Source organism: Rhodococcus sp. 21391 (assembly GCF_016772255.1).
GTDB classification, from domain to species: Bacteria; Actinomycetota; Actinomycetes; order Mycobacteriales; family Mycobacteriaceae; genus Rhodococcus_F; species Rhodococcus_F opacus.
On the sequence record NZ_CP063781.1, the window covers coordinates 1,898,533 to 1,921,548 of the forward strand.

23 protein-coding genes are annotated in these 23,016 nt (G+C 68.7%); 11 read left to right on the top strand and 12 right to left on the bottom strand.

Annotation, left to right across the window (positions count from 1 at the left end):
* Window positions 1-64 precede the first annotated feature (64 nt).
* Window positions 65-1,630 carry an MFS transporter gene (locus GO592_RS09000; RefSeq protein ID WP_007297424.1) on the top strand — a complete coding sequence of 522 codons (1,566 nt, stop codon included), beginning with the start codon at window positions 65-67 and terminating at the stop codon, window positions 1,628-1,630.
* On the opposite strand, the gene treZ is transcribed toward GO592_RS09000, so the two are convergent.
* Window positions 1,597-3,330: a malto-oligosyltrehalose trehalohydrolase gene (gene treZ, locus GO592_RS09005; RefSeq protein ID WP_007297423.1), complete on the bottom strand. Its 1,734-nt coding sequence runs from the start codon at window positions 3,328-3,330 to the stop codon at window positions 1,597-1,599. The genes GO592_RS09000 and treZ overlap by 34 nt on opposite strands.
* 40 nt (window positions 3,331-3,370) lie before the next feature.
* Window positions 3,371-3,520 (bottom strand): hypothetical protein, encoded by a 150-nt coding sequence (locus GO592_RS09010; RefSeq protein WP_005260252.1) that lies wholly within the window; start codon window positions 3,518-3,520, stop codon window positions 3,371-3,373.
* A 112-nt stretch (window positions 3,521-3,632) separates the two neighbouring features.
* On the opposite strand from GO592_RS09010, the gene GO592_RS09015 reads away from it, so the two are divergent.
* Both GO592_RS09015 and GO592_RS09020 read left to right on the top strand, forming a co-directional pair.
* A complete protein-coding gene (locus GO592_RS09015) occupies window positions 3,633-3,821 on the top strand; it encodes a DUF1918 domain-containing protein (protein ID WP_005563004.1) in 189 nt (62 codons plus the stop codon).
* A 91-nt stretch (window positions 3,822-3,912) separates the two neighbouring features.
* Window positions 3,913-4,539, top strand: a complete 627-nt coding sequence (locus GO592_RS09020; RefSeq protein WP_007297422.1) for a TetR/AcrR family transcriptional regulator — start codon at window positions 3,913-3,915, stop codon at window positions 4,537-4,539.
* 10 nt (window positions 4,540-4,549) lie between these two features.
* Here GO592_RS09020 and GO592_RS09025 read toward each other — a convergent pair whose 3' ends face one another.
* From GO592_RS09025 to GO592_RS09040, 4 genes are read right to left on the bottom strand one after another with little or no spacing between them, the layout of a single operon-like run.
* On the bottom strand, window positions 4,550-5,491 hold the full coding sequence (locus GO592_RS09025; protein WP_007297421.1) for an NADP-dependent oxidoreductase: 942 nt from the start codon (window positions 5,489-5,491) through the stop codon (window positions 4,550-4,552).
* Window positions 5,492-5,545: 54 nt separating this feature from the next.
* Window positions 5,546-7,903: a malto-oligosyltrehalose synthase gene (gene treY, locus GO592_RS09030; RefSeq protein ID WP_007297420.1), complete on the bottom strand. Its 2,358-nt coding sequence runs from the start codon at window positions 7,901-7,903 to the stop codon at window positions 5,546-5,548.
* Window positions 7,904-7,916: 13 nt separating this feature from the next.
* The gene (gene glgX / locus GO592_RS09035) at window positions 7,917-10,172 is read right to left on the bottom strand and encodes a glycogen debranching protein GlgX (protein WP_007297419.1); all 2,256 of its coding nucleotides are present in this window, start codon (window positions 10,170-10,172) and stop codon (window positions 7,917-7,919) included.
* A gap of 51 nt (window positions 10,173-10,223) precedes the next feature.
* Window positions 10,224-11,519 carry an adenosylmethionine--8-amino-7-oxononanoate transaminase gene (locus GO592_RS09040; RefSeq protein ID WP_007297418.1) on the bottom strand — a complete coding sequence of 432 codons (1,296 nt, stop codon included), beginning with the start codon at window positions 11,517-11,519 and terminating at the stop codon, window positions 10,224-10,226.
* A gap of 77 nt (window positions 11,520-11,596) precedes the next feature.
* Between GO592_RS09040 and GO592_RS09045 the strand changes: the two genes are divergently transcribed.
* Window positions 11,597-12,739: an 8-amino-7-oxononanoate synthase gene (locus tag GO592_RS09045; protein WP_007297417.1), complete on the top strand. Its 1,143-nt coding sequence runs from the start codon at window positions 11,597-11,599 to the stop codon at window positions 12,737-12,739.
* On the top strand, window positions 12,736-13,431 hold the full coding sequence (bioD, locus tag GO592_RS09050; protein WP_007297416.1) for a dethiobiotin synthase: 696 nt from the start codon (window positions 12,736-12,738) through the stop codon (window positions 13,429-13,431). The genes GO592_RS09045 and bioD overlap by 4 nt, the downstream gene beginning before the upstream one ends.
* Before the next feature lie 10 nt (window positions 13,432-13,441).
* Here bioD and GO592_RS09055 read toward each other — a convergent pair whose 3' ends face one another.
* Window positions 13,442-13,816: a VOC family protein gene (locus GO592_RS09055; RefSeq protein WP_005260275.1), complete on the bottom strand. Its 375-nt coding sequence runs from the start codon at window positions 13,814-13,816 to the stop codon at window positions 13,442-13,444.
* Between the two features lie 25 nt (window positions 13,817-13,841).
* Window positions 13,842-14,228: a VOC family protein gene (locus tag GO592_RS09060; protein WP_007297415.1), complete on the bottom strand. Its 387-nt coding sequence runs from the start codon at window positions 14,226-14,228 to the stop codon at window positions 13,842-13,844.
* 173 nt (window positions 14,229-14,401) lie between these two features.
* On the opposite strand from GO592_RS09060, the gene GO592_RS09065 reads away from it, so the two are divergent.
* The 4 genes from GO592_RS09065 to GO592_RS09080 are packed head-to-tail and all read left to right on the top strand — an operon-like array spanning window position 14,402 to window position 18,214.
* Window positions 14,402-14,686 carry a hypothetical protein gene (locus tag GO592_RS09065; RefSeq protein WP_005247567.1) on the top strand — a complete coding sequence of 95 codons (285 nt, stop codon included), beginning with the start codon at window positions 14,402-14,404 and terminating at the stop codon, window positions 14,684-14,686.
* Entirely contained in the window at window positions 14,683-15,507 is an 825-nt protein-coding gene (locus GO592_RS09070; RefSeq protein ID WP_005260277.1) for a hypothetical protein, read from the top strand. Before GO592_RS09065 ends, GO592_RS09070 begins: the two co-directional genes overlap by 4 nt.
* A gap of 21 nt (window positions 15,508-15,528) precedes the next feature.
* Complete coding sequence (locus GO592_RS09075; RefSeq protein WP_007297414.1) at window positions 15,529-17,463, top strand: fumarate reductase/succinate dehydrogenase flavoprotein subunit; 1,935 nt, start codon at window positions 15,529-15,531, stop codon at window positions 17,461-17,463.
* 1 nt (window position 17,464) lies between these two features.
* Window positions 17,465-18,214, top strand: coding sequence for a succinate dehydrogenase/fumarate reductase iron-sulfur subunit (locus GO592_RS09080; protein WP_005247561.1), 750 nt, complete (start codon window positions 17,465-17,467; stop codon window positions 18,212-18,214).
* 61 nt (window positions 18,215-18,275) lie between these two features.
* Here GO592_RS09080 and GO592_RS09085 read toward each other — a convergent pair whose 3' ends face one another.
* The 4 genes from GO592_RS09085 to GO592_RS09100 all read right to left on the bottom strand — a co-directional run bounded on the left by GO592_RS09085 (window position 18,276) and on the right by GO592_RS09100 (window position 21,576).
* Window positions 18,276-18,947, bottom strand: coding sequence for a sterol desaturase family protein (locus GO592_RS09085; protein WP_007297413.1), 672 nt, complete (start codon window positions 18,945-18,947; stop codon window positions 18,276-18,278).
* Complete coding sequence (locus GO592_RS09090) at window positions 18,944-19,681, bottom strand: FadR/GntR family transcriptional regulator (RefSeq protein WP_007297412.1); 738 nt, start codon at window positions 19,679-19,681, stop codon at window positions 18,944-18,946. Before GO592_RS09090 ends, GO592_RS09085 begins: the two co-directional genes overlap by 4 nt.
* 54 nt (window positions 19,682-19,735) lie before the next feature.
* Window positions 19,736-20,869 carry a lipase family protein gene (locus tag GO592_RS09095; protein WP_007297411.1) on the bottom strand — a complete coding sequence of 378 codons (1,134 nt, stop codon included), beginning with the start codon at window positions 20,867-20,869 and terminating at the stop codon, window positions 19,736-19,738.
* Window positions 20,870-20,946: 77 nt separating this feature from the next.
* Entirely contained in the window at window positions 20,947-21,576 is a 630-nt protein-coding gene (locus GO592_RS09100) for a TetR/AcrR family transcriptional regulator C-terminal domain-containing protein (RefSeq protein ID WP_007297410.1), read from the bottom strand.
* Between the two features lie 153 nt (window positions 21,577-21,729).
* Here GO592_RS09100 and bioB point away from each other — a divergent pair, with 153 nt between their 5' ends.
* Both bioB and bsaP read left to right on the top strand, forming a co-directional pair.
* Window positions 21,730-22,743 (top strand): biotin synthase BioB, encoded by a 1,014-nt coding sequence (gene bioB, locus GO592_RS09105; protein WP_005260291.1) that lies wholly within the window; start codon window positions 21,730-21,732, stop codon window positions 22,741-22,743.
* Window positions 22,740-23,006: a biotin synthase auxiliary protein BsaP gene (gene bsaP, locus GO592_RS09110; RefSeq protein WP_007297409.1), complete on the top strand. Its 267-nt coding sequence runs from the start codon at window positions 22,740-22,742 to the stop codon at window positions 23,004-23,006. The genes bioB and bsaP overlap by 4 nt, the downstream gene beginning before the upstream one ends.
* Window positions 23,007-23,016: the final 10 nt, after the last annotated feature.

Below are 23,016 nucleotides of genomic sequence, written 5' to 3' on the forward strand. Positions count from 1 at the left end.
ACTGTACCGGCTGGACGGTTCATCACCGTGTCAGCTCTCGAATCGGAAAGTCGCAGGAAGATAAATGTCTGTCTCCACGGATCGCGGGATCAACGACGCCTACGGCGCGCCAGGTCAGTCCTCCGCATCACGCCGAGACTGGCTCGGATTGGTCGTCCTGGCCTTCGCCGTCCTCCTGATCGCCGTCGACGGCACCGTGCTCGACCTCGCACTGCCGTTCATCAGCGCCGACCTCGAACCCAGCAGCACGCAGCTGCTGTGGATCATCGACGTCTACTCGTTCGTCCTCGCCGGCCTGCTCGTCACGATGGGCACGCTCGGCGACCGGATCGGGCGGCGTCGCCTGCTGCTCCTCGGCGCCGCCGGATTCGGCATCGCCTCGCTGATCGCGGCGTGGTCGCCGACACCCGAGATGCTGATCGCAGCCCGCGTTCTGCAGGGAATCTCGGGTGCGACGCTGATGCCCGCGACACTCGGTCTGATTCGCACGATCTTCGTCGACCCGCGCCAGCGGACCCTCGCCATCGGCGTGTGGGGTGCGATGGCCGGTGGCGGCACCGCGGCGGGCCCGCTGATCGGCGGCTGGCTGCTCGAGCACTTCTGGTGGGGCTCGGTGTTCCTGATCAACATCCCCGTGATGCTGGTCCTGATCGCCGTGGGACCGCTCGTGATCCCCGAGTCGAAGGACCCCGCCCCGGGACGCTTCGACCTGCTCAGCGCGGCGCTGTCGATGACGACGATGCTGCCGCTGGTGTACGCGGTCAAGGAGACCGTGGTGCACGGTGTCGACCCGGTGCTCCTCGTCGTCGGACTCGTCGGCGTCGTGTCCGGTGTGGTGTTCGTACGCAGGCAGAAGGCGATGAAGGACCCGATGATCGACATCGGCCTATTCGCCAAGCCGGCGTTCTCGACCGCCGTCCTCACCAATCTGCTGTCCATCTTCGCGCTGGCCGGTGTGCTGTTCTTCGGCTCGCAGTACCTGCAGTTGGTGCTGGGCAACAGCGCGTTCGAATCCGGTGTGCTGATGTTGCCCGGCATGCTGATGAGCGCGATCACCGCACTCGCGGCGGCCTGGATGGTGCGCCGGTGCGCCACCTCGCATGTGCTCGGCGGCGGTCTCGCGATCGCGGCTGTGGGTGCGGCACTGATGCTCACGCTCGGCGTGGACGGCGCCCCGACGATGTTCGTGATCGGCTTCGGCCTCGCAGGCGCCGGTGTCGGTATCGCACTGACCCTGACGTCCGACCTCGTGGTCAGCGCCGTCGAGCCCGAACGGGCCGGCGCGGCCTCCGCGGTGTCCGAGACCGCATACGAACTCGGCATCGCACTAGGCGTCGCAGTGCTCGGCAGCGTCGTCATGGCGATCTTCCGGAACGGCCTCGACACGTCGATGCTGCCGCCGGAACAGGTCGAGCCCGCCCAGGGCACGCTCGGCGCCGCCGTCGCGGAGGCCCAGCACCTCCCGGAGACGGCCCGGACGGTGTTCCTGGAGTCCGCGCAGTCGGCGTTCGTCGACGGCATGCACGTTGCCGCCGGCGCGACGGCCGTGATCCTGTTCGCGACCGCCATCCTCGTCCTGCGGATGCTGCGCGACCGTCAGGGTGAGCTGTCGAGCACCACGAACGAGTGACCCGGTAGCACCGTCGCCGACGCGGTCTCGTCCTGCGTCGGCGGCTCCCACCACAGCACGGGGGAGCCGCCGACCGGGACGCTCACCGGTTCGGCGCCCAAGTTGCACGCGAGCCGAAGCGCACCGCGGTGCACCACGATCCACTGCTCCGCCTCGTCGTAGTCGACGGACAGGTTCTCGAGCCACGGATCCGTCAGCTCGGCGCGGTCCCGACGGAGGTGCAGCAACGAGCGATAGCAGTCGAGCAGCCGGGCATGCGGTTCGCGGACCGGTTCGTCCCAGTCGAGCTTCGACCGCTCGAACGTCTCCGGGTCCTGCGGGTCGGGAACATCGTCCGTGCTCCAGCCGTGCTCGGCGAACTCGGCCTTACGCCCCTCCGCCGTCGCCCGCGCGAGTTCCGGTTCGGGGTGGGAGGTGAAGAACTGGAACGGGGTGCTCGCCCCCCACTCCTCACCCATGAACAGCATCGGCGTGAACGGCGAGCACAGCACGAGCGCGGCCTTCACGGCGAGCTGCCCGGAATCGAGATACGTGCCGGGACGGTCGCCGACCGCCCGGTTGCCGATCTGATCGTGCGTGCACGTGTACGTGACCAGCGAACTGGCCGGGGTCCGGCGGGTGTCCAGCGGCCTGCCGTGGGTGCGACCGCGGAACGTCGAGAACGTGCCCACATGGAACCACCCCTGGCGCAGGGTGTCGGCGAGGCAGGCCATCGAACCGAAATCTCCGTAGTAGCCCTGTCTCTCGCCCGAGACGGCGGCGTGGATGGCGTGATGCACGTCGTCGTCCCACTGGGCGTCGAGGCCGCAGCCGCCTGCCGACCGCGACGTGATCAGGCGCGGATCGTTGAGGTCGCTCTCGGCGATGAGCGTCAGCGGCCGCCTCAGGTGCGCGGACAGCCTGCGGGTCTCGATGGCCAGGTCCTCGAGAAGGTGGGTGGCGGTGTGGTCGACGAGCGCGTGGACCGCGTCGAGGCGCAGCGCGTCGATGTGGAACTCGCGGAACCACCGCAGCGCGTTGTCGATGATGTAGCGGCGGACCTCGCCGCTGTCCGGTCCGTCCAGATTGATGCTCCGGCCCCACGTGTTGGCGCCCTGCGCCAGGTACGGCCCGTACCGGTCCAGGTAGTTTCCCGACGGTCCGAGGTGGTTGTACACGGCGTCGAGGACCACGCCGAGACCGCGGGCGTGGCACGCGTCGACGAGGGTCTGCAGCCCGTCCGGTCCGCCGTAACCCTCGTGCACTGTGTACCAGAGAACCCCGTCGTATCCCCAGTTGTGGGTCCCGTTGAACCCGTTGACGGGCATCAGTTCCACGAAATCGACGCCGAGGGCGACGAGATGGTCGAGCTTGGCGACGGCAGCCGCGAACGTGCCCTCCGGGGTGAACGTGCCGACGTGCAATTCGTAGACGACGGAGCCGGCGAGCTGCCGCCCGGTCCACCGCGAGTCGGTCCAGAGGCTCTCGTCGAGCGTGTGGAGCTGCGACGGACTGTGGACTCCGTCGGGCTGGCGCGGCGACCGGGGATCGGGAAGCGGGGTGTCGCTGTCGTCGAGGACGAACGCGTACCGGGAATCCGGCGACGCGTCGACGTCGGCTCGCCACCATCCGTCCGGTGACGGGGTCATGTCGTGGCGTCGGCCGTCGACCTCCACAGAAACGGATTCCGGAATCGGGGCCCATACCTCGAATGTGTGCACCCGATCAGCATGCCTCGACGCGGCGGGCCGCGCAGGACAGTCAGCTCTCGGGCGTGCCGGAGTCCTCGACCTCCTCGATGATCTCGGCGCCGAGAACGGACAACCGGTGTTCCTCGGCGTCCTGCACGGTGCCGAAGTCCTGCTCCTCGAGCACGTTACGGTCCTTGTCGAGGTATCGATACGTAGCCATGTCCCCACGATGGCACACGCCGGCAGAGATGGCGGCGAGTCGGCCCTTTCGCCCCGGTTCCGGAAGTAGCAAGCTGGGAGTACGGACTCGAACGTCGTCGCGAGGAGCAGTCATGCACGTAGCAGTGGGAGACCGGTTGCACGTTCAGGGCAGGGTGGTCGGAGTGCACGAGACGACCGCCGAGGTCGTAGAGGTACACGGAGAGAACGGCGCACCGCCCTATCTCGTCCGGTACGACGACGGCCACGAGGCGCTCGTGTTTCCCGGATCCGATGCCTGGGTGGAACACCCGAAGTCGTAGGTATCGGGCGTTTCGCCTGGTCGATGCGCGGCGAATCGCTGTGCCACATTGGTTGCACGATTGATGTATCGAATGCGTCTATCGTGAGCCCATGCCCGAAACGGCCAAGAGGCCCTACAGTTCGCCGCTGCGAGCGGAATCGGCGCGCCGGACCCGTCTCCTCGTCCGGGACGCCGCGGCCCGGCTGTTCATCGACCGCGGATACGTCAGCACGACGGTGCGGAACGTGGCCGAGGCCGCCGGGGTGTCGACGCGCACGGTGTTCACCGCGTTCCCCGGTGGCAAGGCGGAACTGTTCCACGAGGTACTTCACGGAGCCATCGAAGGTGATACCGCCGCGGCCCACACGCCCGTGCCCCGGGACGGCGACCCGGTCGAACGGATCCTCGACCAGATGGTGGGATTCAGCACCGACGTCCTGGAGCGGGCCGGGACCCTGATGACGACGTCGATCGAATCCTCGGGAGCGGACGACGACATGCGGCGGTTCGCCGACGAGGGGGCGCGGGCCTCGGCCGAGAATGCGATGACGCTCGCCGAGGGACTCGCCGCGCACGAACTTCTGCGTCCCGAGATCTCCGTCCAGCGGGCCGCCGACGTGCTGTTCACGGTCGTGTCGCCGCAGGTCTACTCGATGCTGCGCCGGCAGTGCGGGTGGGACGTCGACGAGTACCGGAACTGGGTGAAAGCGACGATCCGGGCGAGTCTGCTCCACTGATGGGGCGCGCCTACGGCAGCAGGATGAATTTGCCCGCCGCGTGCGGCTTCCGAAGATCGGCGTGCGCGCGCGCCGCCTCGGACAGCGCGTACGTGCGCGCGACGCGCACCCGCACGTCCCCGTTGCCCGCGAGGTCGACGAGGAAGACGCGGGCCCGCTTACGCGGTTCCATCCCCTCCGGCCCCCGCGCGCCGACGATCCGGAAGCCCGCTTCGGCAGGCCGGGGCCCGGGGACGGTCGTCACCAACCGCGACCGGTCCCGCACCAGTTCCACGGAGACGTCGATCGACTCGTCACTGCCCGCGGTGTGGATGACGGCGTCCACCCCGTCGGGCGCCAGGACGCGGACCCGATCGCCCAGACCGGCGCCGTAGGACACGGGGGCGGCGCCGAGCGACCGGACGTAGTCGTGGTGCTCGGGGCGCGCCGTGCCGATGATCGCGGCGCCGCGGGCACGCGCCAACTGCACGACGAACGACCCCACGCCACCGGCCGCTCCGTGCACGAGCAGCAGGTCGCCGGCGCCGACGTGCGCCGTGTCGAGGGTGTCGACCGCGGTGGCACCCACCGCGAGAAGTCCGGCAGCCTCGTTCCACGGCAACGACGCCGGCTTCGGGATCACCGAATCACCGGACACGACAAGTCGATCCGCGTACGACTCGGACACCGGATACACGATCACCTCGTCGCCCACCGAGATCGGGCCCACCGGTCCCGCTGCGGCGTCACCCACCTCGGCGACGACGCCCGCGGCCTCGCTGCCCAGCCGCAAGGGCAGGGCGTCCGGGTCGGCGCCGAACGCGCCGCTGTAGAGCTTGTAGTCGATCGGGTTGACCCCGATGGCGCGAACCTCGATCACCACCTCGCCGGGGGCGGGATTCACTGCCTCGGCGTCGACGAGCGCGAGGACCTCCGGCCCTCCGTACGCCCGGGCAACCACACGGCGCGCCATACAAGAGCCAGTACCCCTGTGAGTACTTGTTAACCGCGGGCGGTTGACAAGTACTCACAGGGCCAGAAGCGCAACGGGATAGCGGGAGAACAGTGTCGACGTGTCGACTCGGCCGCCAGCGTACGTCGCGGACGTGAGCAGGTCGGTCCAGGTGCCGTCCGGGAGGGAAACGGTGGTGTCGCCCCAGCCGCGTTGCTCCAGGCCGACGGTGTGCCGGGTGGCCAGCGCCACGACGTCCGCGGACGACCCCTGGGGGCCGCGGGCGAAACCGATCAGATGCTGCGCCGCGGTCCCCGACGCGAAGACCGGCGCATAGGTCCCGCCGACGAAGCTGTCCGGACGTTCCCGGCGCAGGCGCAGAGCTGTGCGGACGACGTGCATCTTCGCCGCGCCCGTCGCATCGAGCGGAGGAGTGCTGAGTCCCGCGAGCATGCTCCGTCGCACGTCGTAGTCGACGGGACGGCGATTGTCCGGGTCGACGAGCGAGTCCTCCCACAGCTCGGTTCCCTGGTACACGTCCGGGATCCCCGGTCCGCACAGCTGCAGGAGCTTCTGGCCCAGCGAGTCCGACCAGGCGTGCGGGGCCAGCTGGGTGCACAGTGAACCGAGCGCCTTCCCGACCGTGCCGTCGATCACCGTGTCCAGCCAGCGGTGGAGGTCGCTCTCGAAGTCCTCGTTCACGTCGTGCCACGATGTCCGGGTTCCGGCCTCACGGACCGCCTTCTCCGCGTAGGCGTGGACGCGGTCGCGGAAGTCGGGCACGTCGCCCGCGGCGCGGCCGTCGACCGGCCACACCCCGAACAGGTTCTGCCACAGGAACAGTCCGGTGACGGGATCCGGGCTGGGTGCGATGCGTTCCCACTGATCGACGCATTCGGCCCACAGGTCCGGCACCTGCGACAGGATGCCGATCCGGGCCCGGACGTCCTCCCCGCGCTTGGTGTCGTGCGTCGAGAGCGTCGTCATCGCCCGCGGCCACCGGGTGGCTCGCTCGGCTGCGGCCAGGTGGAATTCGGCGGGGGAGACGCCGACGTTCGCCGGATTGCCACCCACCTCCTGCAGTGACACCAGCCGGGCGGTGCGGTAGAACAGGCAGTCCTCCACGGACTTCGCCATCACCGCACCGCACACCTGCTGGAATCGGGTGGCCGCCTCACCGCCGGCGATCAGGGCGGCGGCGAGGGCGGACAGCGCGTCGGACCGTTGCGGTTCACGCCGCAGGACGTCACCGATCACGCGCTTCGCCAGCCCGGCCAGCGGACTGTAGTCGGACCGGTACACGGGCATGGCCGCGACGACGTCCGCGACGGCGTCACGCAGGTCCGCATCGCTGCAGTCGGTGCCGGTCTCCGCGCGGATCGCACGGACGAGGCGCCGGACCTCCGGGGCGAGGATGGTTCCGGCGACGTCACGTTTGATCGCGGTTTCGTGCTCGTGAATCCACGTCGCGTCACCCCGGTCACCCGTGCGGGACGCCGACAGGGCAGTGAGCGCGGGAGCTCCCGACGTGTCGACGAAGATGCCGCCGAGTTCGGCCAGTGCGTCGTAGCCGGTGGTGCCCGCGATCGGAAGGTGGTCGTCCAGTGGTTCGGTGTGGCCGAGGATCTTCTCGATCACGAGCCACCGGTCCGCGCCGATCAGCCCGCGCAGCCGGTCGAGATACTCGGCCGGATCGGACAACCCGTCGGGATGGTCGATGCGCACTCCGTCGATCAACTCGTCCGCCACCCAGCTCCGCAGTTCGCGGTGCGCGGCCTCGAACACCCGCGGGTCTTCCTGGCGGATACCGGCCAGTTCACTGACCGCGAAGAATCGGCGGTACCCGATGAGCCCGGAGTCCCACGGGACCAGGCGGTAGGACTGCGCGTCGTGCACCGACGCCGGTTCGGCGGCATCGGTGCCGGGGGCGATCGGGAACCGGTGCTCGTAGAACGCGAGCAGGGGCTCGGGTCCCGAGCGGTCGACGGTGAGGGACTCGAGATCGGCGTCCGATCCGAGGACGGGCAGCGCGAGTCGCCCGCCCGCGCCGTTGTCGTCGCTCCAGTCGATGTCGAAGAAGTCGGCGAACTCGGAGCGGCGACCGTGCGTGAGGACGTCCCACCACCACGCGTTCTCACGCGGATTCGCGACACCCACATGGTTGGGGACGAGGTCGACGACGATGCCCATGCCGCGGCCCCGCAACTCCTGGGCCAGCGCGGTCAGCGCCTCCCGCCCGCCGAGCGCCGGGGACACGCGGGTCACGTCGGTGACGTCGTAACCGTGGGTCGATCCGGTCGTGGCCGTCAGGATCGGCGACAGATAGACGTGGGAGATCCCGAGGTCGTCCAGGTAGTCGGCGACGGCGGCGGCGTCCGCCAGGGTGAAGCAGTCCCCGCGCAGTTGCAGTCGGTACGTGGCCGTGATCGACATCGTCGTCCCCGGCTCAGGCGGTCCGGCGCAGCACGACCAGCGACCGGGCCTCGACCTGCAGCGAATTCCCGGCCTTGATCACCGCTTCCTTCGCCCCCGTCGGGACGGCGGTGTCGAGCACGACCGCCCATTCGTCGGCGTAGTCGGAGTTCGGCGTGGAGAACTCGATCTCCTCGTCGTGCGCGTTGAAACACAGCAGGAACGAGTCGCCGACCACGCGCTCGCCGCGATGGTTGGGTTCGGGAATGCCCTCGCCGTTGAGGAAGACCGCCAGCGACTTCCCGAAACCGCTGTCCCAGTCCTCAGGCGTCATCTCCTCACCGGCTGGGGTGAGCCACGCGATGTCGCGGGTCTGGTCACCGCTGCGGATGGGTGTGCCCTCGAAGAACCGGCGACGACGGAACACCGGATTCTTCATGCGCAGTGCGATCACCCGTTTGGTGAACTCGACCAGGTCGGCGTTGGAGTCCGCCAGCGACCAGTCCATCCACGACAGTTCCGAGTCCTGGCAGTACACGTTGTTGTTGCCCCGCTGGGTGCGGCCCATCTCGTCGCCGTGCGCCAGCATCGGCGTCCCCTGGCTCAGCAGCAGGGTGGCCAGGATGTTGCGGCTCTGCCGCCCACGCAGATCGAGGATCTCCGGGTCGTCCGTCGGTCCCTCGACGCCGCAGTTCCAGGACCGGTTGTGGCTCTCGCCGTCGTTGTTGCCCTCGCCGTTGGCCTCGTTGTGCTTCTCGTTGTACGACACCAGGTCGCGCAGGGTGAACCCGTCGTGGGCGATGACGAAGTTGATGCTCGCGCCGGGGCGGCGCCCGGTCGCCTCGTAGAGGTCGGACGAGCCGGTGAGCCGGGACGCGAATTCGCCGAGCGTCGCGGGTTCGCCGCGCCAGTAGTCGCGGACCGTGTCCCGGTACTTGCCGTTCCACTCCGTCCACAGGCCGGGGAAGTTGCCCACCTGGTACCCGCCCTCGCCGATGTCCCACGGTTCGGCGATGAGCTTGACCTGGCTGACGATGGGATCCTGCTGGACGAGGTCGAAGAACGCGGAGAGCCGGTCGACGTCGTGCAGTTCACGGGCGAGCGTGGACGCGAGGTCGAACCGGAATCCGTCGACGTGCATCTCGGTGACCCAGTACCGCAGCGAATCCATGATCAGTTGCAGCGTGTGCGGGTGCCGGGCGTTGAGACTGTTCCCCGTGCCCGTGTAGTCCATGTAGTGCTCGGCGTCGCCGTCGACGAGCCGGTAGTAGGCGGCGTTGTCGATGCCGCGGAACGAGATGGTCGGACCGAGGTGGTTGCCCTCGGCGGTGTGGTTGTAGACGACGTCGAGGATGACCTCGATGCCCGCCTCGTGGAACGAGCGGACCATCGCCTTGAACTCCGACACCGCGGCGCCCGGCTTCTCCGCCGACGAATACCCGGTGTGCGGGGCGAGGAAGCCGAACGTGTTGTAGCCCCAGTAGTTCCGCAGCCCCTTGTCGAGCAGCGTCTGATCGTGCATGAATTGGTGCACCGGCATCAGTTCGATCGCGGTGACACCGAGGTCGACGAGGTGGTCGATGATCACCGGATGCGCGAGGCCCGCATACGTGCCGCGAAGCTCTTCCGGCACACCGGGATGCGTCGCCGTCATGCCCTTGACGTGGGCCTCGTAGATCACGGTGTCGTGGTATGGGTGTTTCGGTGCGCGGTCGGCAGCCCAGTCGAAGAACGGGTTGATCACCACCGTCGTCATCGTGTGGCCGAGCGAGTCGTGTCCGGGCAGTCCCGGCGTCGAGATGTCCCCGGGCTCCGCTGTGAGCTCGGCGTCGTCCTCGGCCTCGATGTCGTCGTCCGAGTCGACGATCTCGACGGCATCCTCCGATTCCTCGGGGGCGGGCTCGGCGGGCGCGTCGATGTCGTAAGAGAACAGGGACCGGTCTCCGTCGAACTCGCCGTCGAACGCCTTGCCGTAGGGGTCGAGGAGGAGCTTGCTGGGGTCGCAGCGGTGCCCCGCCGCGGGATCCCAGGGGCCGTGGATCCGGTACCCGTACCGCTGACCGGGAACGACGGTCGGCAGGTACGCGTGCCACACGTAGCCGTCGACCTCGTCGAGGCGCACGCGTGTCTCCGTGCCGTCCTTCGCGATCAGGCACAGGTCGACGGCCTCGGCGACCTCGGAGAACAAGGAGAAGTTCGTCCCGGCCCCGTCGTAGGTGGCGCCCAGTGGGTAGGCGCTGCCGGGCCACACGGGAATGGGCGTGGTGCCGGTCGACTCGCTTGCTTCCATATCGAGAACACTAGCCCGCGTTCGCGTCGCTCTCAGCTCGACGAGAGCGGGCTATCGGCCCGGGGTGGAGCTCCGTGCGGCAGCAACCATTCCGGTTGTGATCTTCCGCACGTCCTCGCTGGTGCACACGTACGGCGGCATCGCGTAGATCAGGTTCCGGAACGGCCGCAACCAGACCCCGGCGGCCACCGCGGCGTCGGTGGCGGCCCGCATGTCGACGGGTTCGGCGAGTTCGATCACGCCGATCGCGCCGAGCACCCGAACGTCCCGGACACCGGGGAGTTCCCGGGCCGGTGCGAGTCCCGATTCGAGTGCGCGGCGCACGGCCTCGACCTCGCCTCGCCAGTCGCGCGACAGCAGGAGTTCGATCGACGCCACCGCGACGGCACAGGCGAGCGGGTTGGCCATGAACGTGGGGCCGTGCATCAGCCCGCCGGCGTCCCCGGCGCTGATGGTCTCGGCGACGTCGGTGGAGCAGAGCGTCGCCGCGAGGGTCATGTACCCGCCGGTGAGGGCCTTGCCGACGCACATGATGTCGGGGCGTGCGCCGGCGTGGTCCGCGGCGAACAGCTCGCCGGTGCGGCCGAAACCGGTCGCGATCTCGTCGAACACCAGCAGGAGCTCGTGCTCGTCGCAGATCCGCCGCAGCTCCGACAGGTACCGGGGGTCGTGGAAGCGCATGCCACCGGCGCCCTGCACCACCGGTTCCACGATGACGGCCGCCAGTTCGTCGGAGTGGGAGGCCACCAGACGCTCGAACTCTGCGACGTACCGCGGGTCGAACTCGCGGGGCGGGGGTCCCGCGAAGACCTGCCGTGCCAGGACGTCCGTCCACAGCGAGTGCATGCCGCCGTCCGGGTCGCAGACGCTCATCGGGGCGAACGTGTCGCCGTGATACCCGCCGCGCCAGGTGAGCAACCGGTGTCGCTCCGGCCTGCCGCGACTGCGCCAGTACTGCAGGCACATCTTGACGGCGACCTCGACGGACACCGAACCGGAATCGGCGAGGAACACCTTGTCGAGTCCGTCCGGGGTGATCTCCACGAGCAGCTGGGCGAGCCGCGCGGCCGGTTCGTGGGTGAGCCCGCCGAACATCACGTGGCTCATCCGCCCGAGCTGCGCCGTCGCCGCCGCGTCGAGGACGGGATGCCGGTAGCCGTGGACCGCGGCCCACCACGAACTCATGCCGTCGACGAGTTCACGTCCGTCGGCGAGAGTGAGGCGCGTCCCGCTCGCCTCGGCCACCACGAGCGGGGTGGTCGAGGCGGGGAAGGCGCCGTACGGATGCCAGAGCAGCGAGGCATCGAGGGACGTGATGTCGTCGACGGACAGGCTCGGGGAGGTCACGGTCTCGACCCTAGCCACCCGAAGAAAACCGGGCCCACCCGGGTTGAACACCGTTCAAGTCGCGTATCGTGCCGGGGGTGAGTACCGACCGCACCTTCACCACCTGGCTCGACGACGTCGAGGACCAGCGGCGCGCCGCGGGACTGCGCCGCGAGTTGCGTCCACGCACGCCGGGCAACGCGCTCATCGATCTGGCATCCAACGACTATCTCGGACTCGTACGGCACCCGGAGGTGCTGCACGGCGCGATGACCGCCCTGCGCCGCTGGGGTGCGGGGGCCACCGGCTCGCGGCTGGTCACGGGATCGACCACCGAACACGAACTGCTCGAGACGGAACTCGCCGAGTTCGTCGGCGCCGAGGCCGGGCTGGTGTTCTCCTCCGGTTACACCGCGAATCTCGGTGCCGTCACCGCACTGTCCGGCGCCGGATCGCTGATCGTCTCCGACGCGGGCAGCCACGCGTCGCTGGTCGACGCGTGCCGCCTGTCCCGGGCCCGCGTGGCCGTCGCACCGCACGCCGATCTCGACTTCGTCCGCAGCGCACTGGCCACCCGGACGGAGGAGCGGGCGCTGGTCGTCACCGATTCGGTGTTCAGCGCGGACGGTGATCTCGCACCCCTCGTCGACCTCCACCGGGTGTGCCGCGACCACGGGGCGTTCCTCGTCGTGGACGAGGCGCACGGCGTCGGAGTCCGCGGCGCAGGGGGCCGCGGACTCGTGCACGAGGTGGGGCTCGCCGGCGAACCCGACATCGTCGTCACGGCCACGCTGTCGAAGTCGCTGGCCAGTCAGGGCGGTGCGGTGCTGGCGTCGGAGAAGGTGCGTGCGCATCTCGTCGACGCCGCGCGCACGTTCATCTTCGACACCGGACTGGCCCCCGCGGCCGTCGGCGCGGCGCGGGCGGCACTCGCCGTTCTGCGGCGGGAACCGCACCGTGCCGAGTCCGTCCTGGACCGTGCGCGGGATCTCGCGCGCTTCACCGGAGCAGGGGCACCCGAGTCCGCCGTCGTCTCCGTGATCCTCGGCGACCCGCAACGCGCCGTCGACGCCGCAGCCGCCTGCCGCGAACAGGGACTGCACGTCGGCTGCTTCCGGCCCCCGTCGGTGCCGGAGGGCACGTCGCGTCTGCGGCTCACCGCGCGCGCGACGCTCGACGTGGACGAACTGGCGCGGATCGAAGCCGTGCTGACCGACGTCCTGGCGGGAGCGTCGGCGTGAGCATCCTGGTGGTCACCGGCACGTCGACGGATATCGGTAAGACGGTGGTCACGGCGGCGCTTGCGGCGGCTGCACGCGAGGCCGGCCTGTCCGTGGCGGTGTGCAAGCCCGCGCAGACCGGCGTCGCCCCGGGAGAACCGGGCGATCTGGCCGAGGTGACCCGACTGTCCGGCGTGACGGCGGTGGTGGAGCTGGCCCGCTACCCCGAACCACTCGCCCCCGACACCGCGGCCCGGCGCAGCGGGCAGCCGATGCTGCGGTGCGCCGACGTCGTCGAGACGGTCCGCGCACTCGACGACCGGCACGATCTGGTGCTCGTCGAGGGCGCGGGCGGCCTGCTGGTGCGATTGGGCGCCGGGGGCTTCACGCTCGTCGATCTCGCGCGCGCCCTCGATGCACCGGCTGTCGTGGTCGCCGCGGCCGGGCTCGGCACGCTCAACCACACCGAGCTCACGATCCGGGCACTGTCGTCGGCCGGTCTCGCCTGTGCCGGAACGGTGATCGGGTCGTGGCCGGACGAGCCCGGGCTCGCCGAGCGGTGCAATCTCGACGACCTGCCGGCCGTGACCGGGGTCGACGTCGTCGGCTCGGTGCCCGCGGGCAGCGGACGCCTCGGCTCCGCGTCGTTCGGCGCGGCCGCGTCCACGTGGTTCGACGGCACCTGGCTGAAGGCGACGCTCGCGGGCCTCTGAGCTGGGGCGGTCAGGATTCGGCGAGCACCGACAGCACGTTGCCGGCGGGGTCGGTGAACCAGGCGATGTCGGGACCGTTGCCGCGCATGATTCCCTTGTCGTCCTGATCGAAACCGTCGTACCGCAGGAACCGGATCCCGCGCTCGGTGAGCGCGTCGACGGCCTTCTCGACGTCGTCGACGGCGAAGTTCAGGATGGTGAACGTCGCCGGCGTGTGGTCGGGTTTGGGATAGATCAGCACCACTGGCCCCTGGGGGAGGTGCAGGCCCAGCAGGCCCATCTCCTCTTCGGTGACCTCGAGGCCCAGGGCGTCGGTGTAGAAGGACTTGGCTGCGGCGATGTCGTCGACGGCGAATCCGCTGAATGCTCTCGCATTGCTCAACATGGCTGTTCTCTTTCCGTGCTGTCGATCAGGACATCTCGGCCCGCGCCTGCGCGCTGAGCTGGATGATCTGGACGTAGTTGCCGTCGGGGTCCACGGCGGTGCTGAACCAGCTGCCGTCACGATCCTCGAGCGGGGACAGCCACGTCGCGCCGAGTTCGTCGATCCGGTCTGCTGCGGCGCGGGCGTCGGTGACCTCGACGTTGAGGAGTACGCGTCCGGGTTCGGGATTCGTGTCGCCGACGTCGTCACGCCGGTCGAGCATGATGTAGAAGCCGTCGAAGTCGAGGACGTCGTAGCCCGGCTCGCCGGGGGTGCGTTCGACCTTCGGCGAGAACGCGGCGGTGTACCAGTCCCGTAGTCGGTTGGGCTGAGTGCTGGCGAGCAGGATGCTTCCGATCGTGGCGTCGGCCATGATGTCCTCCCGGTGGGTGTGCGTTGTCGGTGGTCCTGCAGATATGGACTCGGCCGCCCCGCGAAATTCATCGCCAGGGAGTTTCCGAGGTTCCGAAAGCTGCACCGTCCCCTCCGAATGTCGGTAGTGTGATTCGTGTCACGGCTACATCCGGCTGGGTTGGGAGGGGTCACATGTCGACCTCCGAAATGCTCGAATTGAATCGCACCATCGACCGCCTTCGGCGCGCTGTCGGTTCGTTGCGATCGATGTACGGCGACGCCGCATCCGTGCGGCGACTGAGCAACGATTTGGAGCGGCTCGAGATCGACGCGCGGGACCTCGACTCCTCGCCACCGAACGTCGTCCACCGGGAACCGGTGGAGCGAATCAAGGTGTCGGACACCCCGTACGACGCGTCGATGTGGCTCGGTGTCGACGACGAGGGGCTGGGCGGGCTCCACTACGAGCGCGGATGAGCGCGCCGCCGAAGAATCCCGAAAGTGCCGGTGTGGGGGCGCCGACGCGTGCCCGGATCGCGGAACGCACGCTCCGCACCGACCGGTGGTGGCTCGCCCCGCTGCTGACGGTGCTCGGCCTGTCCGTCTTCGTGGTGTACGCATCGGTCCGGTCGTGGGTCCGCACCGCGTACTTCGTCGAGGACTATCACTACCTGACGCCGTTCTACTCGCCGTGCCTGAGCGATTCGTGTGTGCCCGGTTCGAGCGACTTCGGGACACCCATCGGCGAGTTGCCGATGATCATCCCGCTCGGGTTCCTGGTGCTGCCGTTCCTGCTCGGCTTCCGGCTCACCTGCTACTACTACCGCAAGGCCTACTACCGGTCGGTGTGGTTCTCGCCGCCCGCGTGCGCGGTCGCGGAGCCTCATCGAACCTACACCGGTGAGACGCGCCTGCCGCTGATCGTCCAGAACGCCCACCGCTACTTCTTCTACGTCGCACTCGTCGTCTCGCTGATCAACACGTACGACGCGATCCGCGCGTTCCACGGCGCCGACGGCGGATTCGGAATCGGGCTCGGCACACTCATCATGGTCTGCAACGTGATCCTGCTCTGGGCGTACACCGTCTCGTGCCATTCCTGTAGGCATGTCACCGGCGGCAGGCTCACCCACTTCTCCAAGCACCCGATCCGATACCGGCTCTGGACCTGGGTCAGCACACTGAACACCCGGCACATGCAGCTCGCCTGGACCACCCTCGCCACACTGATCGTCACCGACTTCTACGTGATGCTCGTGGCCAGCGGGACCATCTCCGACCTGCGCCTGATCAACTGACTTCACCGAAGAGGGAGTGGAATGACGGAAGTCGAACGGCACCAGTACGACGTCGTGGTCATCGGTGCCGGCGGCGCCGGACTGCGAGCGGTCATCGAGGCCCGGGAACAGGGCCTGTCCGTCGCCGTCGTCTGCAAGTCGCTGTTCGGCAAGGCACACACGGTCATGGCGGAGGGTGGCTGCGCCGCCGCGATGGGAAACGCCAACGAGAAGGACACGTGGCAGACCCATTTCCAGGACACGATGCGGGGCGGCAAGTTCCTCAACAACTGGCGAATGGCCGAACTGCACGCCCGCGAGGCTCCCGACCGGGTATGGGAACTCGAAACGTACGGCGCCCTGTTCGACCGGACCCCCGACGGCCGGATCAGCCAGCGCAACTTCGGCGGTCACACGTATCCGCGGCTCGCCCACGTCGGTGACCGCACCGGACTCGAACTGATCCGCACCATGCAGCAGAAGATCGTGTCACTGCAACAGGAAGATTTCGCCGCCACCGGCGACTACGAGGCCCGGATCAAGATCTTCGCCGAGTGCACCATCTCCGAGCTGACCAAGGACGGCGACCGGATCTCGGGTGCGTTCGGATACTGGCGCGAGAGTGGACGGTTCGTTCTGTTCGAGGCACCGGCCGTCGTGATGGCCACCGGCGGGATCGGCAAGTCGTTCAAGGTGACGTCGAACTCGTGGGAGTACACCGGCGACGGTCACGCCCTCGCCCTGCGCGCAGGCGCCAACCTCATCAACATGGAGTTCGTGCAGTTCCACCCCACCGGCATGGTGTGGCCGCCCAGCGTCAAGGGCATCCTCGTGACGGAAGGCGTCCGCGGCGACGGCGGGGTCCTGAAGAACTCCGAGGGTGAGCGGTTCATGTTCTCGTACATCCCGCCGGTCTTCAAAGGGCAGTACGCGGAGACCGAGGAAGAGGCCGACGGCTGGTACAAGGATTCCGACAACAACCGCCGCACACCGGATCTGCTGCCCCGCGACGAGGTGGCCCGCGCCATCAACTCCGAGGTCAAGGCCGGGCGGCAGACCCCGCACGGCGGCGTGTACCTCGACATCGCCTCGCGCATGCCCGCCGACGAGATCGTCCGGCGGCTGCCCTCGATGTACCACCAGTTCAAGGAACTCGCGGACGTCGACATCACCAAGGAGCAGATGGAGGTCGGGCCCACCTGCCATTACGTGATGGGGGGCATCGAGGTCGACCCCGACAGCGGGTCCTCCAGCGTCGCGGGTCTGTTCGCCGCGGGGGAGTGTTCGGGCGGGATGCACGGCTCCAACCGGCTCGGCGGCAACTCGCTGTCCGACCTCCTCGTGTTCGGGCGTCGCGCCGGACTGGGGGCGGCGGAGTACGTGAAGTCGCTGCAGGAACGGCCGGTCGTCTCCGCGGACGCCGTCGATGCGGCGGCGCGGATGTTGCTGTCGCCGTTCGATCCCGCGGTCGGGGAGGGCGGCACCACCGAGAACCCGTACACGCTCCACACCGAACTGCAGCAGACCATGAACGACCTCGTCGGCATCATCCGGAAGGAAGACGAGATCGTCCGTGCCCTGGAGAAACTCACGGAGATCAAGGGCCGCATCGGGGGCGTGGAGGTCGAGGGGCACCGCCAGTTCAACCCGGGATGGCACCTCGCCGTCGACCTGCGGAACATGGTGCTGGTCAGCGAATGCGTCGCGCAGGCGGCTCTGCTGCGCACGGAAAGTCGCGGTGGGCACACCCGCGACGACCACCCGAGCATGGAGGCCGAGTGGCGCAACACTCTGCTGGTGTGCAGCGTGGTCGGCGACATGTCCGCGCATCCCGATTCGGTGGTGCCGGACGTCACCGTCACCCGCGAGCCCCAGCTCCCGATGCGTGCAGAGCTGTTGGAGCTCTTCGACATCGACGAACTGGCGAAGTACTACACCGACGCCGAACTCGCGGAACACCCGGGAAGGAAGGCCTGAGATGGGTTACGACGCGCAGTTCCGGGTCTGGCGCGGCGACGCCGACGGCGGCGCCCTCCAGGACTACTCCATTCCCGTCAACGAAGGTGAGGTGGTGCTCGACATCATCCACCGGTTGCAGGCGACGCAGACCCCGGACCTGGCGGTGCGATGGAACTGCAAGGCGGGCAAGTGCGGCTCGTGTTCCGCGGAGATCAACGGCCAGCCACGGCTGTTGTGCATGACGCGGATGTCGACGTTCACGGAAGACGAGGTGGTGACGGTCACACCGCTGCGGGCGTTCCCGGTCATCCGGGATCTCGTCACCGACGTGTCGTTCAACTACGCGAAGGCGCGAGAGATCCCGTCGTTCACCCCGCCGCCGGGGCTCGGGCCGGGCGAGTACCGGATGCAGCAGATCGACGTCGAACGGTCGCAGGAATTCCGCAAGTGCATCGAGTGCTTCCTCTGCCAGAACACCTGTCACGTCATCCGTGATCACGACGACAACAAGCCGGCGTTCTCCGGGCCCCGCTTCTTCATCCGCGTCGCCGAACTGGAGATGCATCCACTCGACACGGCCGACCGTCGTGAGGCGGCGCAGGAAGAGTTCGGCCTCGGGCTCTGCAACATCACCAAGTGCTGCACCGAGGTGTGCCCCGAAGGGATAAAGATCACCGACAACGCCATCATTCCGATGAAGGAGCGGGTGGTCGACCGACGGTACGACCCCATCGTCTGGTTGGGCAACAAGCTCTTTCGCCGCGGTTAGCGCCTCCGGCACCCGTGAGTACTTATCAACCGCGGGCGGTTAATAAGTACTCACGGGCGCGTCAGCGCACGGCGTGGAGGTTGCGGGCGGTGGGCGACTTCTCGACCGATTCGGGGTCGGGGTCGGTGCCCAGGATCCGGTCGGCGGTTCCCGAGGTGGTGACGGTGAACCAGTAGTGCTCGTTCTTGTAGTGGTGATGGCGGTGGTTGCGCCAGATCGCGCGGTACAGGCGGGAGTTCGGCTTGTAGTCGCTGTGGATGAGGTAGTGCGTCCATTCGTAGAGGACACCCAGGACGCTCAGCACCACCAGGAACGTCAGTCCGAGTCCGGTGCGCGGGAACGCGAGCAGTGCGACGGCTACGAGAACCGGGATCAGCCACATCAGTGTCTGCCACGGGATGAAGACGAGCGGTACGTCCCGGGGGTCGACGTGGTGCTCGCGGTGCTTCCGGGCGAGCAGTGAATCGACGGTCAGGCCCAGGACCTTTCGGGGCTTCCAGTGCAGGATGCAGACGTGGATGACCCATTCGGCGAACGGGAACACGGCCAGCATCACCAGCGGAAGCACGACATCGGTCAGCTGCCAGTCGCCGACGATCAGGCGGGCGGCCACCGCGGCGACCAGCATGCCGCCGATCATCCACGGGGAGGGGTGGCGGCGGAACTGGTCTGCGGCGTCGCGGAGGGTGATCGACCTGCGCTGGCGGCGATCTGCGGGAGGTTTCGTGGTCATGTGTCCTTCTCCGAATCGTGTTGGTGCAGTGCGTCGATGACGGCGGTCACGGCCGCCGTGCCGAGGTCGAGGAGGGTGGTGGCGGTCTGGGCCGCGGCGACTTCGTCGTGGGCGGAGATCGCCTCGGCCAGCTGGGAGTACAGGTCGGTGCGGCCGACTTCCGCGACCATGACGGCGGCCATCGCCGTCATGGTCGGTTCGTACGCGTTGCGGAGGCTGTTGAAGATGAGCCGGAATGCGATGGAATCGGCCGTGTCGACCACGCGCTCCCAGAAGGCCAGGGCGCCGACCTGCTGCGCGACCGGGTCGCTGTCGGAGGCGAGACGATCCACAGCGACGCGGAGAGCGGCACCCGACTCGTCGGTCGCCCGGCCGGCGGCGAGCCGCGCGACCTGCACGCCGATCATCCGCCGGGCCTCGAGGACGCTGCGGACCACGGCCCAATCGGGTACGCCGTCGCGGACCAGCAGCTGGGACAGCAGTTCGGGCCCGCCGTGCTGCCGGAAGTCGCGCACCGAGGTGGCGTCGCCCTGCCGGACCTCGACGAGTCCGGCCTGGGCCAGCTTCTGGATCGCCTCCCGGACCGCGGGCCGGGACACCCCGAAGGCTTCGGCCAGACGTCGTTCGCTCGGCAGGGCGTCGCCGGCGGCGAGGTCGCCGCCCAGCACACGCGCGGTGATCTGGTCGAAGACTTCGGTGGAGGCGGATTTCCGCGCGATCGGCTCGAACATCATGACCACGACACTAAGGCGGCGATAGGTAAGAGGTCAAGTGGTCTTACCAGTGCCTCACGTGCCGAAAAGGCTCCGGACGAACGCACTGGTGTCGGGCAGGGACGCGGGCATGGTGTACAGATGGCCGGTCGGATACGTCCGGAACACGAACTGCTGCCCGTTCGCGGTGAGGTCGGCCGTGAGTTTCCAGGTGAGGGGGACGGGGACGACGTCGTCGAACAGTCCCTGTCCGATGAACAACGGCCGGTCGTAGCCCCGCACGGGAACTCCCAGCGTGATGCGCAGCGCCGCCAGGACCGCCGGGTCGTCGAGGGGGCGGGACATCAACTGGCCGATCGAGATCCCGTCGAGTTGCGGGGCCGCCTCCTCGTAGCAGAGCGATTCGACGCGATTCAGGACGTCGACGCCGAGCGGTGTGAGGTAGCTGTCGATATCGAGGTCGGGCCGCGACGCACGCAAACCGGCGAGCGCGTACGCCACGAACACCGTGCTCCCGGTCAGGGGGAGCTGCGGGAATCCGGGGCCGACGAGCGGTGCGAGGTTCTCGAGATTGGACGGGGCGCCGGTGGCGACGGTGCCGCGGAAGTCGAGGTCGGGTGCGTACGTGGTGGCCATCGAGGCGGCGACGAGAGCGGCGTGGCCGCCCTGCGATTGGCCGATCGCGACCCACCGGTTCGACAGGGACGGCGTGACGGTCCGCGCCGCGCGCACCATGTCGATCACGCTGTGCGCCTCCGTCGGGCCGTCCAGGTACGGGTGCACACCCGGTGTGCCGAGCCCGACGTAATCCGTTGCGACGACGGCGTAGCCCTGGTCGAGCCAGTGCTGGACGTACGGTCCGACGAGTTTTCCCGTCACCGTCGGCGCGCACTTGTCGGCGATGCCGACCGTTCCGTGGGCCCAGGACACGACGGGCCACCCGCCGGGCGGCGCCTCACCGGGGGGCAGCAGGACCGCGCCGGTGCTGAGCGCGGGTTCGTTCATCGGCCCCGTCGTCCAGTAGGTGACGTACGTGGCGTCGGCGACGCCCGGCGGCCGCGCGTCCGGCGCCACCGGCGTCGCGACGACGACGGCACCCGGATCGCCGACCGCAGTCTGTGCTGCCGCCGGGGTGGGCGCGCCGAGGAGCGACAGTGCGAGTGCCGCCGCGAGAACCGTTCCGGTGCGGCGGCCGAGCGAAGACGTCATCGCGTCCGTCCCTGGGCCGTCGGAGGCGCCGCGCGGTCCTCGAGTGGCCGACGCGGCGTCGACTCAATTGTGCGCGCTCAGGGGCGGTGGGCGGAGTCTTTCAGTCGTGCGCGAATTCCGTCGACGAACAGCGACAGGCCGAAGTCGAACCGGACCGCGGGATCGCCGGCGAGGAGATCCTCGTCGTACGCCGCGATCGGGGACTGCGGGGCGTCGGGGGAGAGGGCCGCCCGGGTGAGGGCGCCGGCCGACTCCATCTGCGCCCGCGACTGCTCGTCGACCGTGTGGCCGAGGACGTAGTACAGCAGCGAGTAGGACGACAGTTCCGCGTGTTCGCGGGACAGTCCGGATCGCAGACCGACTGCGGCGAAGCTTTCCCGGACCCGGGAGTTGGTCATGCGGGACGCATACGTGGCGGAGACCAGTTCGGCGCCGTCGCGGTGGGCGAGCAGTGCGGTGCGGAGCCGGTGGGCCAGTTCGGTGAACTCCGCGTCCCAGCCGGGGGCCGTGACCGGTGCGTCGACGTCTTCGAGGATCTTGTCGGCGAGGGCCCCGAGCAGGGTCTGCTTGTTGGGGAAATGCCAGTACAGCGCACCCGGCTGCACGCCGAGGGCCGTCGCGAGTCTGCGCATCGTGAGGTCGGGGAGGCCGAACTCGTCGAGGATGGCCATTGCGCCGTCGAGTACGTCGCCGCGTCGCAACTGCACTGTGTGATCTCCCAATCTCGTCGAAAGCCCGCTTCGGCTTTGACAGTATTCCACCACGGATCTAACGTGAACACCGTTCAACTTGTACGGTGTTCAATTTTTCGGCCCAGTCGATTCACGGCACGTGATCGGCCCGTTTTCCAGGAGATACGTGTGACATCGGCCCCGGTACAGACAGATATCCTCGCCCTCGCGCGTGAGCAGGTTCTCGAGCGCGGTGACGCGCTGAACGAGAGTCAGGTGCTCGAGGTCCTGCAACTTCCCGACGATCGGCTCGAGGAACTGCTCGCCCTCGCGCACGACGTGCGCATGAAGTGGTGCGGTCCCGAGGTCGAGGTCGAAGGCATCATCAGCCTCAAGACCGGCGGCTGCCCCGAGGACTGCCACTTCTGCTCGCAGTCCGGCCTGTTCCAGTCGCCGGTCCGCGCGGCGTGGCTCGACATCCCGTCGCTCGTGGAGGCCGCCAAGCAGACCGCCAAGTCCGGCGCCAGCGAATTCTGCATCGTCGCCGCCGTCCGCGGCCCCGACGAGCGGCTGCTCGCCCAGGTCGCTGCCGGCATCGAGGCGATCCGCAACGAAGTCGACATCCAGATCGCCTGCTCGCTGGGCATGCTCACCCAGGAGCAGGTCGACCAGCTCGCCGCGATGGGTGTGCACCGCTACAACCACAACCTGGAGACGTCGAAGTCCCACTTCCCGAACGTCGTCACCACCCACACGTGGGACGAGCGCTGGAACACCCTCCGCATGGTGCGCGAAGCGGGCATGGAGGTGTGCTGCGGCGGCATCCTCGGCATGGGCGAGAGCCTCGAGCAGCGCGCCGAGTTCGCGGCCAACCTGGCCGAACTCGAACCCGACGAGGTGCCGCTGAACTTCCTCAACCCGCGTCCCGGAACCCCGTTCGGCGACCTCGAGGTCCTGCCCGCGAGCGAGGCCCTCAAGTCGGTCGCCGCGTTCCGCCTCGCGCTGCCCCGCACCATCCTCCGCTTCGCAGGCGGTCGCGAGATCACGCTCGGGGACCTCGGAGCCAAGCAGGGCATCCTCGGCGGCATCAACGCCGTCATCGTCGGCAACTACCTCACGACCCTCGGCCGCCCGGCCGAACAGGACCTCGACCTGCTCGTCGATCTGCAGATGCCGATCAAGGCACTGAACGACACCCTGTGACGATCCGGGCCGAGGCGACCATGGGCGACCACCCCGAGGATCGGGGCGACGGCACCGAGGAGCGCTATAACCCCTACACCGGCCGCCGCGTGGTGACCGGTGTGGACGACGCGGTCCCCACCGCCGCGCAGCTGGGGCTGGAGCCGCCCCGCTTCTGCGAGGCGTGCGGCCGCCGGATGGTGGTGCAGATCAGCCCGGACGGCTGGTGGGCGAAATGTTCCCGCCACGGTGTGTTCGACTCGATCTACGGCGGACGGCGGTAGCGTCGGACGG